The 13,006-nt window shown below is 45.2% G+C and carries 11 protein-coding genes; 5 read left to right on the top strand and 6 right to left on the bottom strand.

Translation table 11 applies throughout. The features are described 5' to 3' along the window. On the top strand, positions 1-996 hold the full coding sequence (locus N2245_RS06975) for a YVTN family beta-propeller repeat protein (protein ID WP_494536012.1): 996 nt from the start codon (positions 1-3) through the stop codon (positions 994-996). A gap of 14 nt (positions 997-1,010) precedes the next feature. After that, positions 1,011-2,027 carry a TolB family protein gene (locus N2245_RS06970; RefSeq protein WP_494536011.1) on the top strand — a complete coding sequence of 339 codons (1,017 nt, stop codon included), beginning with the start codon at positions 1,011-1,013 and terminating at the stop codon, positions 2,025-2,027. A gap of 23 nt (positions 2,028-2,050) precedes the next feature. Here N2245_RS06970 and N2245_RS06965 read toward each other — a convergent pair whose 3' ends face one another. Next, positions 2,051-2,560 (bottom strand): phosphate-starvation-inducible PsiE family protein, encoded by a 510-nt coding sequence (locus N2245_RS06965; RefSeq protein WP_494536010.1) that lies wholly within the window; start codon positions 2,558-2,560, stop codon positions 2,051-2,053. Positions 2,561-2,748: 188 nt separating this feature from the next. Between N2245_RS06965 and N2245_RS06960 the strand changes: the two genes are divergently transcribed. The 3 genes from N2245_RS06960 to N2245_RS06950 are packed head-to-tail and all read left to right on the top strand — an operon-like array spanning position 2,749 to position 7,570. Further along, positions 2,749-5,940 carry a phage head spike fiber domain-containing protein gene (locus N2245_RS06960; RefSeq protein ID WP_494536009.1) on the top strand — a complete coding sequence of 1,064 codons (3,192 nt, stop codon included), beginning with the start codon at positions 2,749-2,751 and terminating at the stop codon, positions 5,938-5,940. Position 5,941: 1 nt separating this feature from the next. Next, complete coding sequence (locus N2245_RS06955; RefSeq protein ID WP_494536008.1) at positions 5,942-6,775, top strand: sugar phosphate isomerase/epimerase family protein; 834 nt, start codon at positions 5,942-5,944, stop codon at positions 6,773-6,775. A gap of 15 nt (positions 6,776-6,790) precedes the next feature. Continuing rightward, complete coding sequence (locus N2245_RS06950) at positions 6,791-7,570, top strand: sugar phosphate isomerase/epimerase family protein (RefSeq protein WP_494536007.1); 780 nt, start codon at positions 6,791-6,793, stop codon at positions 7,568-7,570. A 23-nt stretch (positions 7,571-7,593) separates the two neighbouring features. On the opposite strand, the gene N2245_RS06945 is transcribed toward N2245_RS06950, so the two are convergent. The 5 genes from N2245_RS06945 to N2245_RS06925 all read right to left on the bottom strand — a co-directional run bounded on the left by N2245_RS06945 (position 7,594) and on the right by N2245_RS06925 (position 13,002). Continuing rightward, positions 7,594-8,607 (bottom strand): cytochrome d ubiquinol oxidase subunit II, encoded by a 1,014-nt coding sequence (locus N2245_RS06945; RefSeq protein ID WP_494536006.1) that lies wholly within the window; start codon positions 8,605-8,607, stop codon positions 7,594-7,596. Next, positions 8,594-9,919 carry a cytochrome ubiquinol oxidase subunit I gene (locus N2245_RS06940; protein ID WP_494536005.1) on the bottom strand — a complete coding sequence of 442 codons (1,326 nt, stop codon included), beginning with the start codon at positions 9,917-9,919 and terminating at the stop codon, positions 8,594-8,596. Before N2245_RS06940 ends, N2245_RS06945 begins: the two co-directional genes overlap by 14 nt. Before the next feature lie 123 nt (positions 9,920-10,042). Beyond that, positions 10,043-10,699 carry a response regulator gene (locus tag N2245_RS06935; protein WP_494536004.1) on the bottom strand — a complete coding sequence of 219 codons (657 nt, stop codon included), beginning with the start codon at positions 10,697-10,699 and terminating at the stop codon, positions 10,043-10,045. Continuing rightward, positions 10,677-12,071 carry a GAF domain-containing sensor histidine kinase gene (locus N2245_RS06930; RefSeq protein WP_494536003.1) on the bottom strand — a complete coding sequence of 465 codons (1,395 nt, stop codon included), beginning with the start codon at positions 12,069-12,071 and terminating at the stop codon, positions 10,677-10,679. The genes N2245_RS06935 and N2245_RS06930 overlap by 23 nt, the downstream gene beginning before the upstream one ends. Positions 12,072-12,180: 109 nt before the next feature. Continuing rightward, positions 12,181-13,002 (bottom strand): sugar phosphate isomerase/epimerase family protein, encoded by an 822-nt coding sequence (locus tag N2245_RS06925; RefSeq protein ID WP_494536002.1) that lies wholly within the window; start codon positions 13,000-13,002, stop codon positions 12,181-12,183. Between the last annotated feature and the right edge of the window lie 4 nt (positions 13,003-13,006).

The following is a 13,006-nucleotide window of genomic DNA, read 5'->3' as shown; positions in this document are numbered from 1 at the left end:
ATGTTCAAAAGAATAAAGCTGATAGCTACATGCCTAATATTTATAGTGTCAACTTTAATATTCATCGGTTGCATCGAGAAAGGTAATCAATTTGGTGGTAACCCTCAAGCTGCTCAAGCATATAGTCCTGAGGGTAGGGCCTATACTGCAGATAGCGCATCCAACACAATAAGCGTCATAGATATAGCTCTCCAAAAAAGGATCGATGTAATCAAGACTGGATCACAGCCTCATCATCTGGCGATAAGGCCCAAAAGCCGTGAATTATGGGTTACTTTGTATGGTGCAGATTACGTGCAGATCTTTGATCTCACAAGCCATAGTTATATTGGGAAGGTAGATGTGGGAGCATCTTCAGATGACATTAGCTTTTCATCAGATGGACAGATCGCATATATATCGCTAGGCACGTCTAACAGAGTAGCTATAGTAGACTGCAGCTCGAGGAAGTTATTAAAGACGATTTTAGTAGGGAAAGCACCTCATGGCATTAAAGTCAATTCAGACGGTAAAGAGGCGTATGTAACAAGCACCGAGGAAAACAAGGTAATAGTCCTAAGCTTAATTAGTAAGAAGGTATCTAAGTACATAAGGGTGGGGACAAATCCTTATGAAGTATTGTTTACTTCAGATGATACTGCAGTAGTCACGAATCTTTTAGATAACACCTTATCAATCATACGTCAGGGTAAGGCGGAAGCATTGGTCAGAGTGGGGCAACAACCATCTATGATGGCCTTGTCGCAAGGTGGTAAGTTACTGCTGGTAGCGAATATCGGTAGTTCGGATGTGTCGTTCATAGATACCAATAGTTGGAAGGAGATAAAGAGGGTACCCACAGGGCTTAGATCTCACGGTATAGCTACTATAGACAACAAAGCCCTAGTAACTAATATGGGTGATGGATCGGTATCGATAATAGACATACCTTCATCCAAGATAATTGGTAAAGTACAGGTTGGTGAACAACCCAACGGCATAGCTGTAATCAAATAAAATCCAGTATTAAAATGGCAAAGTATTCCAGATTAGCTATTGTGGCAGCTACCATATTCATATTGACCTTGGCCCTACCACTAACCCTCAGATTGCTCTCGCCTTCCATTGTTAGGCCGCCTGAGGGACTCGTATTTATTTCAGGCAACTCCCTAATGACTATTGCACAGGATGGAAGTGCACAAAAGCTAGCAGAGATGCCTCCTACTGGTTCTATAAACAATCCGGCTGCGTCACCTGACGGGAAGTATGTAGTGTTCTCTTTTTCTTACGGAACATACGGGCAAAGAGACTGGGGTGCTGATCTTTATCTAATGCAAATAAGTCGAAGCCCAAGCTCCCAAAGCAAACCAAAGATGATTTTGAGACATGAAAGAAGCGGAGATGTGATAAAGTCAGCTTCTTGGAAACAGGATGGTCGACAATTACTGGTGTCCTATGATAAAGCTACCTACGACAAGGACGGCAACTACAGAGGAACTAAATCTTATGTAAAACTACTCGATCTAGATACACGACGAACCAATACTCTCCTAGCAAACGCAACTGATGCTGTGTGGTCACATAAAGGTGACAAGATAGCCTACGTGAAAATTGATCGGAGTGGTAAGCAGTCACTGTGGTTGCTAGAACTTGCAAGCCATCGTTCCAAGCGGATAACGGAGGACTCATTGACATTGATCAGTAACCCCAGGTTCTCACCAGATGGGCAGCTACTAGCTTTCGCAGCATCTCAGGGTTGGCCATCCCAATCCAGGGTGATCAAAAGAAGCTTAGGATTTGTCCCGGTTGCTAAAGCTCACGTTATTCCATGGGACTTGTGGATATGGGATGAGGAAGGAGAACCAAGAAGGCTTACCACTATAGGCCAGGATCTGATATCCGAAATATGGCTTCCCGACAACCAAACCCTATTCTTTATCACAGATCTAGGAGCTTATCAGATAAATGCTGGAGGACAGGACCTAAGGAAAATAAGACTTAGAGCTACTCCCCGGGGAATAACTTATATAAGCAATCCAAACGAGTAGTTGCCTGAAAGCCCTTAGTTCCATCAACTGGAGCTATCGCTTCTCTCCTCTTTTAGATCCCCTATCCTTGTCAAGTACAAAGCTATAGCGACGGCCAGTATAACCCCTGCGTTCACACCGAGATCTATCATAAGCCGGTTGAACCTCTCCTGATTTATCTCCTGGGTAAGAGCTACCTCGGCACCTACTGTGAGGATACGTCTAGTAGCAGATATTGAAGCAATAACTAGAAAGGGATGCAAAGACAGCACATGTTTTTGCAGCACATCGACGACTGTTCGGAGTATTTCTAAGATTATCACTACTAGTAAAAGGTCATTGACGAGGGTAATCAGAGCATGGGCAAAGCCATCCTCTCTCAAGCCCAACATAAATATTACTAGGCTGTACCCCAGGGCACCAACAGCACATAAAAGGAACATCACACCAGTTACTACATATACATAGCCTTCGGCCTTATCCAATACGCCTATAAGCGGTATGTGAACCCTGGGGGCTGGGACCTCCGAGCCACTGTTACCTAGATTGCTCATGTAATCACCTTAAATCCAATCTTGGCTGGTAATCTTCTACGATCACGGTATACTTGTCAAGGCAGGAGTCCAATAAAGTTGACCTAATCACAACCCTAATCTGACCTTAGTACTATTCCCCATTCCAGTCTACTCTGTTAAGATCTATTTACAAGGACATTGTATCAGTGTAAAACGGAAGTTGAGTTATGCACGCGATAATAAGGACTGTTATTGTATTGCTCCTTCTATTGGTCTTGGTGGTACCTATATCTGCAAAGATGGCTTCTACAGCACTAGCCGAAGAATTAGACGGAAACGGCAGCTGGTATAGATACCAGGGGGAACCATCAAGCTATGATAGTCACAGCAATCAAAACGTCAACTGCGGTCCTACGTCCGTAGCAATGGCCATTCAATATACCCAGAACTTATCAGTGCCTATCAGGGATATAAGGGACTTTATAGGCAAGAATAAAAAATCCACTAATCTCTCCGATCTTACTAAGGCACTCAGTCACTGGAATGTTTCCTATAGGGCAAACATATACAACGTAAACGATATCAAAGCAGCCCTTCAGAGAGGACATATCATCATAGTAGCGCTGGACATGCGCGCGATCAGCCCTGGAGTAGATCTAAATGGAGCTTCAACTGATCCAAGTATCAGGATAGGTAGATTCGAATCGGTAGCCAGAGAACACTGGATCGTGATAAAGGGTATAACTCCCGATGAGAATTACTTTATAGTCTACGATGGCAATGTATGGGGAGGGCCTGGCAACCCAGTCTATTGGTACAGCGATGGCACACCCAAGGGTATGGACAGATACTACGCCGTGAATGAAGTTGAGAAAGGCATGCTACATTTTGGTACTAACACAGTTAAAGGTATAGAAATATTATCCTCTCGAGGACAAGATCGAACCCTCAGAAGTACAGTAATAGCCAAAGTAACCTACTACACCCTGAGTCCAGAGGAAACCGGCAAGAATCCCGGAGATGCTGGATGGGGGATAATGCGTAATGGTAAGAGGATTCACTGGGGTGCTGTAGCTGTAGATCCCAACTACATTCCACTAGGGACCAAGATGCTCATAGATGGTTGGGGAGACCAAGTATTTGTAGCATCTGATACAGGCTCGCAGGTGAAGGGATGGCATGTAGACATCTACTGGCCGGGCAGTAGGGAAGAGGCTTTCAGAAAGAATGACGAACTAGGGGGATGGCGTAAGATCACGTTCGTAGGTATAGATACTCCCGTAAGTACTTCCGCTACAACTCCCCCTGTAAATGCGTACATCAAGGCACCCGAAACGACGACTACACGATGGATAAATCTACAATTGCATGCTGAGGACCCGGAAGAAGGTGTAGTAGGCATGATGATATCGAATAGCAAGGACTTTACAGATGCCTTCGAGGAGCCCTACTCACCAAGTAAGGAATGGACCTTGCCCCCCGGAGACGGCGAAAAAATGGTGTACGCTCGATTCAAAAACTCCGATGGAGCTTGGAGTAGTGTCGTAGGGACACGCATACACCTGGAAGAAGAGCCCCCCACTGGTGCCGTAACCTTGGCTCCTAAGCCAGGGCTAGTATCCTATATTCCATTTAACGGGAGCATCATGGCAGTCATAGGATCTCAACCTAAGATTTCAGGTCCTGTAAGGTATGCATCCATGAACAATAACGAGCTAAGCAACTCAAGCTTTGAGCTATGGGCAGGAGGGATACCTAAGGATTGGGACTCTCCACTGAGAGATGAGTCCTATGCTGCGTATGAGCCCAGTACAGAAGCATTGGATGGTTCAACGTCTCTATTTTCAAACTCAACCAAAGATGGCTATATCTACCAGATAGTACCTGTAAGAGCCAACACCAGTTACACACTCTCTATAATGGCAAAGGGCAATAAAGGAGCCATTCAAATCCAAGAATTGCAGACCACAAGCACAACAAGCCGTGTTCTCAAGTCTCATATTGTTGGATTCAAGTATGCACCAGATTGGAAAGAGCTTAAGATCCAATTTAGGACGCAGGCTGAGACCACAAATGCCTTAGTTAAGCTATGGGGGAAGAACACCTACTGGGACAACATACAGCTCGTAGGGGGAGTTAAATCAACTAACTACCTACCAGAAGGACTACTAATAGAGGGATCATCAAGAAACTACATAAAGAACCCTAGCGGAGAGTTAGGCCCAGAAGGCTGGAGCGGCATAAATTCCTGGGTGGATATAACTAGTACTAGAGAATATACGTTCTTTGGATACAAAGCATTACGCGTGCGGAAGGTTAAGCCCGGCCCTGCAGCCACTATAATTGCAGCTAATCTTATCCCTGGCAAGACTTACACACTCTCAGCTTACCTAAAGCTGGAAGATCAAAGACCCGTAGATAGTAGCATTATACGAGGATGGTTTTTTGAAGGCATAGATACGGTGGATCAGCTAGATCTGTCTCAGGTAACAGATATGAATAGACCTGTAATGCAATGGGAGTCCGTAGGAGGAGGATGGTATCGAGGTCACTTCACGTTTGTAGCTAGGCACAACAAGGGTCTATATGGAGTGATGTCTACAGATCGTATCCCGGTCGGTGGCATTTACTACATGGATGGTGTGCAACTGGAAGAGAGGGATGATCCATCGACATACTTTGATGGTAACTCTGGACCCGGCTACAAATGGTCTGGGAAACCCTATTACAGCTCATCCCACAGAGAAAGCACAAAGGTGATAGTTGGTGAAACCGGGAACTCTACTGGAACTGTATTTTTCAAAGCCAGATCCTTAGATAGCTATAAAACTATAAGCAATGCGACGATTCTAAAGATAGGACAGTTGTACATTCAACAAGGAAGCAATCGCCTGCTCTTCAAATGGGGAGATAAGCTCGTTGGGTCAGCACCGTTAGATACCCATCCTAGAGCTTATGCAGTAACGTGGAATCCCCAGGGAATAACTGTATATTCTAATGGGAAAGAAATGGGCAGCGTTGCTGCTCATGGTCCCCGAAAAGGCAGATTGGTAGAGATAACGCCCAGCCAAGATACCAAGGCAATAGTCATTTCAGAATTTAGCCTATGGAAAAGCGTGCTCACTAAAGAGAACCTAAGGTTTCTGAGCTCACACAGGAGTATAGATCCAGGAGTAAGCTTCACGGTTGATCCTAAGACAAGAATATGGGTTGCCGCCCAGGATCCAACCAACAAGGATCTTAGAATTCTATGGAGCCTGGACGGAATCCACTGGCAGAACTGGAACAAAGGACTTGGTCCTTCGCCTTGGAATCTGGGCGGAGCGAAAGGGCTCAAAACCGTATGGATAAAAGTCGTAGATCCCATAGGAAATTGGATGATGTATAAAGATGAAATATATTTAGGAAAGGAAGGGTGAAGTGGAAGCCTATAGATATAAATTAGCCTTCACTACACTTGCCTGCCCAAACTGGTCCTGGGAAATGATCGTAAGTAGAGCCATAGAATACGGGTATCAGGGTATAGAGCCGCGTGGAGTTGAAGGTGAGATGGACCTGACGAAGGCAAGACCATTTATAAAAGAGAACCTTCCCAGTACCAAGAATCAACTAAAAGAGTATGGACTAGAAGTCCCATGTTTAGATACTTCTGCTCGATTTGATGACCCTGAGACTATCGACAGAAACATAGAGGAAGCTAGGAAGCACGCCGATCTCGCTGCCGAGCTAAATGCACCTTACATCAGGGTTTTTGGTGATCGTATGCGATCCCCAGAGTCAGCTTCTGACACCATTGCACAGGTCGCCGAATCGCTAGACAAGCTGGGCGAATATGCAAAAGACACTTCTGTAATGGTCCTTATAGAGACCCATGGCGATTTCTCCAAGACAGATTATATGTTGGAACTACTTCGCCAGATACAAAGCCCAGCAGTTGGAGTTCTATGGGACATACATCACCCATATAGATTCCAAGGCGAATCTCTAGAATCTACATTCAGTCGTATATCTAACTACGTGAGACACACACATGTAAAGGACTCAATCATGACAGAAAATGGGCCAAGGTATTGCCCAATAGGACAAGGAGACTTACCTCTCAGAAACGCACTGGAACTGCTAAGGAATCATAACTATAGCGGGTGGATATCTTTTGAATGGGAGAAAAGATGGCACCCTGAGATAGAGGAACCAGAGGTAGTCCTTCCTCATTTCGTACAAGTTATACATCAGATAGAAAACAGTCTAAGATGATCTAGGGAGTATTTCATGCGTTTCGGTATATGTTGCTCTCCAGAGTCTTCTTCCCTTATGACAGATTTCGGATACGAATTTGTCGAATGGTCGCTATCGGGTACTCTAGCAGACATATCGGAGGAGGCTTTTCAAAAGCTAGAGAAAAGCCTGGAACAATTACCTGTTAGACCAGAAGCTTGGAATGTCATGCTACCTGCGAGTATCAAGGTAGTAGGGCCAGAGGCTGACTTCGAAGCACTGACTCAATATCTGGAGCGTACATTTTCAAAGGCGGCAAGACTTGGTGGTCAAATAATAGTCTTTGGAAGTGGCAAATCCAGATTCAAGCCCGATAACTGGGGAAAACAATCCACAAGAGAACAACTTATCAAGACCTGCATAATTGCAGGAGATACAGCTCAAAAATATGGGCTTAGGATAGCTATAGAACCTCTAAACAGAGGAGAAACGAATACGATTAACACCACACTGGAAGCTCTGGACCTGGCATCTTTAGTAAATCACCCACATGTTGGAGTATTGGCAGACCTATTCCACTTCGATTTGGAAGAAGAATCACTACAAAACCTTCTGGCTGTGGGGCAGAACCTATTACACGTCCACGTATCTGCACCGAAGAGTCGGCTTGCCCCTAATAGGGATAATTCTTATTCAGAGATGGAAGCCTTTTTCCGGACACTGCACTCCATTGGATATGATCACCGAATAAGTTTGGAGTGTAGACTATTAGAGCCCCAAGATGCAGAAACTGCTCTCACATACCTAAGATCCCTATGGGAAGAGACTTCATAGCTATTCAGTTTGTTCACAATTATCTAACCATAATTACTTAGGACCCTACTGCGTCCTTTGAAAACTGCAAAAAGCACAAATAGTGAAGGAATCAGTATTAGCATACCTATAGGGACTGACCATATTACAAATCGCAGAGTAGCTTCAGAAGCGGAAGAGTTAGCTATGGTAAAGTCAGGATAAATTATGTAAGGCCTCTGCGCAATCGCCCATCCCAGCAGAAGGATCACTACTTGTCCAGCAACACTAATTCGAGCTATCCAATACTTGCGAAAGAGCAGCGCACCTGCAGATACTAGTCCTACTACTATCCCTAGGAAAACTATTGGAACAACCGATGGTGCAAGCAACCTTTCCCAAAGGTGGGGAGCATAAACTGCGAACACAGGGAGAGCACCTAAAGACACTACTGCAAACATGAATCCACTAATTAGTGCCCTAATTCTGAACGATTCCTGCAAATCCTTATCCCCAGATTCGAGAGTAAGATACACAGCTGCTAGATATGCTGCTTCAAACAAAGCCATCAAGCCCATAACAATCGACGTGGGGCTAGTCCATACAGAAACATCATTGGTGATCTTACTTCCTATCTGACGCACACTACCAGCAGATATAGCTCCCATACACATCCCCAATACAAGGGGAGTAAACAGGCTAGCGCTTCCAAACACAGACCCCCAGAAAGATGCGAAGCGTGATCTCTCAGGGGCGTAAGCCCGAAAAACAAAGGAAGCTCCTCGAAGGACAATTCCCAGTAGAGCCAAATGAAAGGGCACAAATAGGGAAATACTCAATGCAGAGAAAGCTCTAGGGTAGCAAGTGAATAAGAGCACGATTATAAATATAAGCCAGACATGGTTAGCTTCCCACACAGGACCTATAGCGTTTGATATTACCTTACGCTGCTCCTTAGCTTTTGGTCCCCAAGCAAGGAGATCCCATACCCCAGCCCCGAAGTCGGCTCCAGCCAACACCGCATAAGCCATCAAAGCAAGAACACCAATTACGGCAGGTATCTCGTTAAGCTGGAGCATTATTGACCACCTCCCGAGCAGGCAAATTACGATTACTGTCTCGAAGCTTCAATAGCAGCCAAACCAGAGCCAAAGAAAGCAATGTATAGATAGCAACTACAGCGAGAAGTGTTTCAAAAACACCTTCAGATGGGGTAACCGCTTCCGATGTCCTCATAACTCCGTAGATTATCCAGGGTTGTCTTCCCACCTCCGTGACTATCCAGCCTGCTTCTAAGGCAGTGTAGCCAGCGATTCCGGACAATACTAATGCAATGTATAACCACTTAGTGTGCAAACGTCTCCAGATTCTAGAAGTCCAGTACCAGAGAGACACTACTACCAGGAAGAACCCCAACCCAACCATTACCTGAAAAGCCGCACGAACGACTACTACGTTAGGCCATTGGTCTCGAGGAACAGAATCTAGTCCCTTTACCAACGCATTAGGGTCGTGAAAAGCCAGGAAGCTCAGAAGCTTTGGAATCTCAACAGCGTAGCGTAACTGTTCACGCTCTAGATCGGGCCATCCCCCTATGCTTAGGCCAGCACCCTTCTCAGAATGAAACAGCCCTTCCATGGCAGCCAGCTTGGCGGGTTGTCGAATAGCAACCGATCTAGCACTAGCGTCTCCGCTGAGGGGCATCAGTAAAGCCGATATGGCAGCAACGGCCATGGCTATGTTCAGGGCTCTTTGATGGTATTTTTCAGACTTACCTCTTAAGATAGCGAATGCATAAACTGCTGATACCGCGAAGGCAGAGGCTATATAAGTAGATAGTGTCGAATGTAGAGCCATGACTCCCCAAGCTGGATTAAACAATGCCTTAACAGGATCAATATCAGTTGGCTGCCCTCCCACCAATTCAAATCCAGTCGGGCTCTGCATCCAAGCATTCGCAGATAGTACAAGAACGCCGGAGGCCAACCCAGACAGTGCTACGGGAACCCCGCATAACCAGTGTATCTTTGGAGGTAGTTTATCCCATCCATATAGATATAAACCTAGGAATATAGCCTCTATAAAAAACGCATAACCTTCCAGAGCGAAAGCTACACCAATTATGCCTCCAGCAAATTCCATGAATTTAGGCCACAATAGTCCGAGCTCAAAAGACAGTACAGTACCACTCACGGCTCCTATGGCAAAAAGCACAGCTGTTGCCTTAGCCCACTTACGCGCAAGATTTAGGTAGTCCCTCTCTCGAGTACGTAGCCATAATCCTTCGGCTATAAGCATAAGTACAGGCATCCCAATACCCATAGCAGCAAATATCATATGAAATGCTAGCGAGAAGGCCATCTGAAATCTTGCGGCTAGGAGCTCGTCCATAATTGACCCTCCGAAGTTGTTATCCATGCCTTCGATAGATACTACCCATATAGGTGTTGGGGTGAGATCGTCTGGAAGGTCAGTTACAGACTGGCCAAAAGATCAGTAAATGGGGTACAAAACCTAATCTTGTCTCTTATCCTTAGGGATCAAGCCATGCTGGAGAGCATAGGCTACTACTTGCGCTCGGTTCTGAAGGTGTAATTTATTCAAGATATTATGAAGGTGATATTTGACTGTACTTTCAGATAAGAAAAGTCTTTCAGCAATCTCTTTATTAGAAGTTATTCCTTGTACTAAAAGTTCCAGTATCTCCCTTTCTCTATCGGTTAATTCAGCATCTGGGCGTTTCTTACGCTCAATCCTCGGCTGAGCAAATTCCTGAAGAACCTTGCGTGCAAGATTAGGGGGTAGGGCGGGCTCTCCCTGATATGCTGCCTCAAGCAGCTCAAAAAATCTATCGGGATCTATGTTCTTAATTATGTACCCACTTGCTCCAGACCTAATGGCTTCGAACAAGTCCTCCTCTTCCTCAGAAGCCGTCAGTACGACCACCCTAACCTCAGGAAGTTCAGCGCTAATGAGCTTAGTAGCCTCTATGCCGTCCATCTTGGGCATCATTAGGTCCATTAGCACAATATCTGGCTTGAGCTCACGTGCAAGCTCCACTGCCTCCTCGCCGTTAGTAGCTTCACCTACAACCTCTATGCCACGAGCCTCGAGCAGGCTCCTAAGGCCATCACGCACCAGAATATGATCATCTACTATCAATACTTTCATATGCTTTTGAACTCCCAGCCTGTAACTCGCTCTTGGAAAGAGGTATTCTCAATCTTATCTCAGTACCTTGTCGTGGACCAGTATCTATATTGAGCTCCGCACCAACAGACTCAGCCCTCTCCCGCATCATAGCCAGCCCAAACCTTGGGAAATCGCTCCTAGTAAGGGATGAAGGATCAAATCCTGCTCCATTATCTTTTATCGTGACCACCAACCTATCATCTTGTTTATAAATAGTAATCCAGGCCTGAGTAGCCCCTGAATGCTTCCTGATATTGGACAGAGCCTCTTGAACGATACGTATTACCTGTAGATCCGTGGTAGGTGTGAGTCTAACACTCAGTCCTTGTTGTATATCCAACTGGACTGGGATTCCACTTTGATCCTGCCACTTCTGTGCGTATTCTCTTATTACATCAATGAAACCACGATTTCTCTCCTGTGAGGTTCTTAGAGCAAGGATTTGCTCACGTACATCAGAGTATGCCGAGCGGGCAGCATCAACCAGCTGAGATAAATTCTTCGAGGCTTTGTCTAACTCCCCTCGCTCCAATAACATTTGGGTAGCATGTCCCTTAGTGGTGACATATGTAAGTACTTGAGCAAGACTATCGTGCATCTCTCTAGCTATACGCTCCCTTTCTTCAGCAATAGCCAGGGCCTTCACTTGTTCATGCAGACGAGCGTTCTCAATAGCCAAAGCTGCTTGAGTAGCAAACCTTGAGAGCGTTTCCTCGTCCTCCTCAGTAAACTCTCGAGCGCTCTCTTTCCCAGCAACAAATAAATTGCCAAGTACTTTATCTCCGGACAATATGGGTACAGTAAGCAGAGAATGAGCTGTCTGATCGGAAGGCAAGCTGAGTATATGGCCCACAACTTCTTTACCTGATATCCTGATCGGTTTATAGTCAGAGGTGTATGAAGTAAACGCTCCTAGTTCAGAAGCCTTTACATCACCAGGACTATAACCAGAAGTTATGTAGGTATCAACTAACCCAGACTCATTTATGGTAAGCAAAGCACCATACCTTGCACCTACCAGCTCTCTTGCCTGATCGACTATCTTCTGAAGCACGGATTCAAGATTAAGTTCTCCGGCGATATCAAGTCCAGCTTGATGAAGTGCCAACAGCTCCTTATTCTGCTGCGATAGGCCAGCTTGCAATCGCGACACAATACCAAATACTACCTCGGAGAATATAAGTGCGGCGATAAAAGTCAAAATAACCACCCCAACATCTACAGCCCAAACAGCATAGTTTGAAAGGGATAAAAATTCATAGAGTGCTAGGACTACAACCACGAACACAGTTGGGGCAGCAATAGTAATAAGCTTGAGCCTCTCTAGGGTTATAATACGCAATATCCCCATAACGCTTCTCTCGATAGAGCATAAGTCTGCAAAATATTATTTCAAGTAAATTGTATTACAAAACAGACAACCAGACACTTAAACAACAGACATCTATTGACTAGGGACTTTAGACGTACTGCAGGAAAGACTCCTTAGTATAGGACAGGAGCTCTGACAGAGACATGTTCCAAAGCTCGTCATTGAATACTTCTACCTCTATAGGGCCAGTATACCCAGCAGACTCCACGGCAATACGTATACGCCGTATGTCTATGATCCCTTTCCCCATCATCTCACGGGCTACTAGAGGTGAACGGTCAACCACCCGTGGGTAATCATTGACATGGAACCCTAATATCTTCCCGCTAGCCCGTCTTATTTGCTCATCAATCTTCGGATCCCACCATATATGGAAAGTATCTAGGACTAAGCCGAGATACTCATCATTAAACTTATCAATCAAGTCATTGGCCTGTTCCATAGTCACAATCACGGACCTATCTGAAGCAAAAACAGGATGCATGGGCTCTATACCTAGCCTTATGCCGCAAGATCTAGCATAAGGCAGCAGGACATCTATTCCCTTCTCAACCATGTATCTAGCTTTGCTCAAGTCTTTATCCGCAGCAGGACCACATACTAGCACTAACACTTCAGCATCAATACGAGCAGCTTCTTCTATAGCCCTTTTGTTGTCATCTACATGGTCTGCGAACTCTTCTTCGCTCCTAGCTGGAAACATACCTCCCCTACATAAGCTTGAGGCCCTTATACCATAAGCCTGAAGTAGGTTAGCAGCCTGCTCGAGACCTACCTCCGCAATCTTATGGCGCCACATACCCACATATCTAATGCCTAAACGACTGCATGCATCTAGCAACGAATACAAATCATATTTCTTAGCAGTCATATGGTTGAAGCTTAGCCTGGATATATCTATCTTGCACATCTGT

This window comes from Thermobaculum sp. T2p, from assembly GCF_059335935.1.
This window is presented reverse-complemented; position numbering and strand designations above follow the sequence as displayed.

Coding starts and splice junctions, on each gene's coding strand:
- N2245_RS06940 (WP_494536005.1), bottom strand. CDS start 9,919: ATGGACGAGCTCCTAGCCGCAAGATTTCAGATGGCCTTCTCGCTAGCA.
- N2245_RS06975 (WP_494536012.1), top strand. CDS start 1: ATGTTCAAAAGAATAAAGCTGATAGCTACATGCCTAATATTTATAGTG.
- N2245_RS06950 (WP_494536007.1), top strand. CDS start 6,791: ATGCGTTTCGGTATATGTTGCTCTCCAGAGTCTTCTTCCCTTATGACA.
- N2245_RS06925 (WP_494536002.1), bottom strand. CDS start 13,002: ATGTGCAAGATAGATATATCCAGGCTAAGCTTCAACCATATGACTGCT.
- N2245_RS06945 (WP_494536006.1), bottom strand. CDS start 8,607: ATGCTCCAGCTTAACGAGATACCTGCCGTAATTGGTGTTCTTGCTTTG.
- N2245_RS06935 (WP_494536004.1), bottom strand. CDS start 10,699: ATGAAAGTATTGATAGTAGATGATCATATTCTGGTGCGTGATGGCCTT.
- N2245_RS06930 (WP_494536003.1), bottom strand. CDS start 12,071: ATGGGGATATTGCGTATTATAACCCTAGAGAGGCTCAAGCTTATTACT.
- N2245_RS06970 (WP_494536011.1), top strand. CDS start 1,011: ATGGCAAAGTATTCCAGATTAGCTATTGTGGCAGCTACCATATTCATA.
- N2245_RS06965 (WP_494536010.1), bottom strand. CDS start 2,560: ATGAGCAATCTAGGTAACAGTGGCTCGGAGGTCCCAGCCCCCAGGGTT.
- N2245_RS06960 (WP_494536009.1), top strand. CDS start 2,749: ATGCACGCGATAATAAGGACTGTTATTGTATTGCTCCTTCTATTGGTC.